Below are 3,639 nucleotides of genomic sequence, written 5' to 3'. Positions count from 1 at the left end.
TGGCGCGCCCGCCGGCACGCGGAGCCCGTCGAGCGCGACCGCGACGACGTCGTCGGCCAGCCGCGCGGCATCCTCACGGCCGCCGGGCCGGTACCACTCGACGATCGAGTTGATCATGCCGAACAGCAGTCGCTCGACGATGCGCACGTCGATGTCGGAGCGCAGCGAGCCCTCGGCCTGAGCCTCGGCCACGAGCGCGGTCACGCGCTTGTCGAACGCGCGCCGACGGGCGAGGGCGCTCCGCTCGACATCGGTGTTGCCGCGGACGCGCAGCAGCAGGGTCACGTAGGGCAGTCGGTCGACGAGCACGCGAACCGCACCGCGGAGCACGCCGTCGAGCCGGTCGGCGGCGCTGCCCCCGGCGGCCTCGGTCGCGTCGAGCACGCCCTCGAGCGAGGACAGCGCCTGGTCGAGCGCGCGCTCGAGGATCTCGTCCTTCGAGCTGAAGTGGTGGTAGATCGCCGACTTCGAGAGGCCGAGCCGGTCGGCGAGCACGCCCATCGAGGTCGCGTCGTAGCCGTACTCGTTGAAGGCCGCGACGGCGACCTCGAGGATGCCCTGCTGGTCGTACCCGGGGCGGCCTCGTCGGAGCGTCGTGTTCGGTGACATCCGCTTCAGTCTGTCACCCCGGCTCGGATGCGCCCGGAAAGGACGCGATTCGGCGTCGCTGACCGAGCCGGCGCGCCCGATTCCGTCCGATCGGCGACCGTGCGCGGCGTAGCGCCGCTGGCGCCCAGGCGCATCAGCGCGGCTCGCGCAGGTCGTACACGCGCTTGTACTTGCCCTCGCTGCGCGGGAGCGTGCCGGGCTCCTCGAGGCGCACGGACACCGAGGAGCCGATGAACTCCTTGATGCGCCCCGCGAGCACGACGGTCGCCGCCCGGCAGGCCTCGACCTCGAGGTCGGGGTGGCGCTCGATGCGGACCGTGAGGTCGTCCATGTGCCCGGTGCGCGTGAGCTCGAGGATGAAGTGCGGCGTCAGGTGCTCGATGCCGAGCACGAGCTCCTCGATCTGCGTCGGGAAGAGGTTCACGCCGCGCAGGATGATCATGTCGTCGTTGCGGCCGGTGATCTTCTCCATGCGCCGCATGCCCGGGCGCGCCGTGCCCGGCAGCAGGCGGGTCAGGTCGCGCGTGCGGTAGCGGATGACCGGGAAGGCCTCCTTCGTCAGCGACGTGAAGACGAGCTCGCCCATCTCGCCGTCGGCGAGCTGCTCGCCGGTCTCGCCGTCGATGACCTCGGGCAGGAAGTGGTCCTCCCAGAGGTGCGGGCCGTCCTTGGTCTCGACGCACTCGTTCGCGACGCCGGGGCCCATGACCTCGCTGAGGCCGAAGATGTCGACCGCGTCGATGCCCATGCGCTCCTCGATGCGGCGGCGCATCTCGTTGGTCCACGGCTCGGCGCCGAGGATCGCGACCTTGAGCGAGGTCGAGCGCGGGTCGATCCCCGCCTCCTCCATGGCGTCGGCGATCGTCAGGAGGTAGCTCGGCGTGCACATGATGGCGTCGGGCTCGAAGTCGCGGATGAGCTGGACCTGGCGCGCGGTCTGGCCGCCCGACATGGGGATGACGGTCGCGCCGAGCTTCTCGATGCCCGCGTGCGCGCCGAGTCCACCCGTGAACAGCCCGTAGCCGTACGCGTTGTGCACCTTCATCCCGGGGCGGACGCCGCTCGCGCGGAGGCAGCGGGCGACGAGCGTCGCCCAGCGGTCGAGGTCGCCGTGCGTGTAGCCGACGACCGTGGGCCGACCGGTCGTGCCCGAGGAGGCGTGGATGCGCGCGACCTGCTCCATCGGCACCGCGAACATGCCGAACGGGTAGGTCTCGCGCAGGTCGGCCTTGGTCGTGAAGGGGAGCTTCGCGACATCCGCAAGTGTCTGGATGTCGTCGGGGTGCACGCCGTGCTCGTCGAACTTGCGGCGGTAGAGCGGCACGTTCTCGTAGGCGTGGCGCACGGTCCACTGCAGCCGCTCGAGCTGGAGCGCCTCGATCTCGGCGCGGCTCATGCGCTCCTCGGGGTCGAGCTCGTCGCGGGCGGCGGGCGAGAGGCCCGACACGATGGGGGACTGCGGAAGGGTCGTCGTCGACACGGTGGCTCCCGGGGGTCAGATGGTTCGGTTGGTGGAGATCGAGCGGCCGCGGAACTCGGCGACGGCGTCGCCCTGCTCGTCGACGACCGTCACGTCGTAGAGGCCGGTGCGGCCGCTGCGGGCGCGTCGGACCGCGGTGGCGGTGAGCGTCTGCCCTGCGACGGTGGACTTCAGGAAGGTGATGTCGGCGCCCGCTGCGACGGTGACGCGGTGGTCCTCGTTGCAGGCGATCGCGAAGGCCGTGTCGGCCAGCGTGAAGACGAGCCCGCCGTGGGTGATGGCGAACCCGTTGGTCATGTCCTCCCGCACGCGCATCGAGACGACCGCGTGGCCGGGGTCGTCGCGTTCGACGACCATGCCGAGCATGGCCGAGGCGAGGTCGCGCTGCATCATCTCGCGGTTGAGGCGATCGGATGCCGCGGCATCCGCCTGCTCGTCGGCGGTCCGGCCGGCGTCCTGGCGTTCGGTCGCGACATCCGTCATGCGCTGCTCCTCATCGAGTGCGGGGGAGTCGCCGGCGGCCCTGATTGCCCCGGCGCAGATCCTCAGCATATACTAACTGAACGATCGGTTGGTAAAGTGTTCCGACACCGCACCCACCGGTCCCGAGAGCATTGGAGTCGACGATGACCGCACCGGCCGACCTGACCGTGGTCGAGAACCAGGAAGCGCAGGCGCGCTTCGACGACCTCATCGCGCAGGACTCGCGCATCGAACCGCGCGACTGGATGCCCGACGCCTACCGCAAGACGCTGATCCGGCAGATCAGCCAGCACGCGCACTCCGAGATCATCGGCATGCAGCCCGAGTCCAACTGGATCTCGCGCGCGCCGAGCCTCAAGCGCAAGGCCATCCTCATGGCCAAGGTGCAGGACGAAGCCGGCCACGGCCTCTACCTGTACTCCGCCGCGCAGACCCTCGGCATCGGGCGCGAGGAGATGATGCAGCAGCTCATCGAGGGCCGCGCGCGCTACTCCTCGATCTTCAACTACACGACCCCGACCTGGGCCGACATGGGCGCCATCGGCTGGCTCGTCGACGGCGCCGCGATCTGCAACCAGGTGCCGCTGTGCCGTGCGTCGTACGGGCCCTACGGCCGCGCCATGGTGCGCATCTGCAAGGAGGAGTCCTTCCACCAGCGGCAGGGCTTCGAGATCCTGCTCGAGCTCATGCAGGGCACCGAGGAGCAGAAGCGGATGGCGCAGGACGCCGTGGACCGCTGGTACTGGCCGAGCCTCATGATGTTCGGCCCGCCCGACGACGAGTCGCCGAACTCGGCGCAGTCGATGGCGTGGAACATCAAGCGGTTCTCCAACGACGACCTGCGCCAGCGCTTCGTCGGCATGCTCGTGCCGCAGGCCGAGGTGCTCGGCGTGACGCTGCCCGACCCGAACCTGAAGTGGAACGAGGAGCGCCAGGCGTACGACATGAGCGAGATCGACTGGGACGAGTTCCACGAGGTGCTCGCCGGCCGCGGCCCGGCGAACGCCGAGCGGCTCCGCCGCCGCCGCGAGGCCCACGAGGACGGCGCGTGGGTCCGCGAGGCCGCC

Annotated in this window: 4 protein-coding genes; 1 reads left to right on the top strand and 3 read right to left on the bottom strand. The window is 70.4% G+C overall.

The window, feature by feature from the left end; genetic code table 11:
* The 3 genes from ESO86_RS13495 to paaI all read right to left on the bottom strand — a co-directional run.
* On the bottom strand, positions 1 to 609 hold a 609-nt coding region (locus ESO86_RS13495; RefSeq protein WP_165307826.1), incomplete at its 3' end, for a TetR/AcrR family transcriptional regulator.
* 133 nt (positions 610 to 742) lie between these two features.
* Positions 743 to 2,089, bottom strand: a complete 1,347-nt coding sequence (gene paaK, locus ESO86_RS13490) for a phenylacetate--CoA ligase PaaK (protein ID WP_422836496.1) — start codon at positions 2,087 to 2,089, stop codon at positions 743 to 745.
* A gap of 15 nt (positions 2,090 to 2,104) precedes the next feature.
* On the bottom strand, positions 2,105 to 2,572 hold the full coding sequence (gene paaI / locus ESO86_RS13485; protein ID WP_129235480.1) for a hydroxyphenylacetyl-CoA thioesterase PaaI: 468 nt from the start codon (positions 2,570 to 2,572) through the stop codon (positions 2,105 to 2,107).
* Between the two features lie 143 nt (positions 2,573 to 2,715).
* Between paaI and paaA the strand changes: the two genes are divergently transcribed.
* A partial coding sequence (paaA, locus tag ESO86_RS13480) for a 1,2-phenylacetyl-CoA epoxidase subunit PaaA (RefSeq protein ID WP_129235479.1) occupies positions 2,716 to 3,639 on the top strand: 924 nt, incomplete at its 3' end.

The organism is Agromyces binzhouensis, from assembly GCF_004135055.1.
In the GTDB taxonomy this organism is placed as follows: domain Bacteria; phylum Actinomycetota; class Actinomycetes; order Actinomycetales; family Microbacteriaceae; genus Agromyces; species Agromyces binzhouensis.
Note: the sequence above shows the minus strand (reverse complement) of the source record. Positions and strands in the feature narration are given on the sequence as shown.

Excerpts from the sequence above, each read along its gene's own strand:
- paaI (WP_129235480.1), bottom strand. The coding sequence starts at position 2,572 with ATGACGGATGTCGCGACCGAACGCCAGGACGCCGGCCGGACCGCCGAC.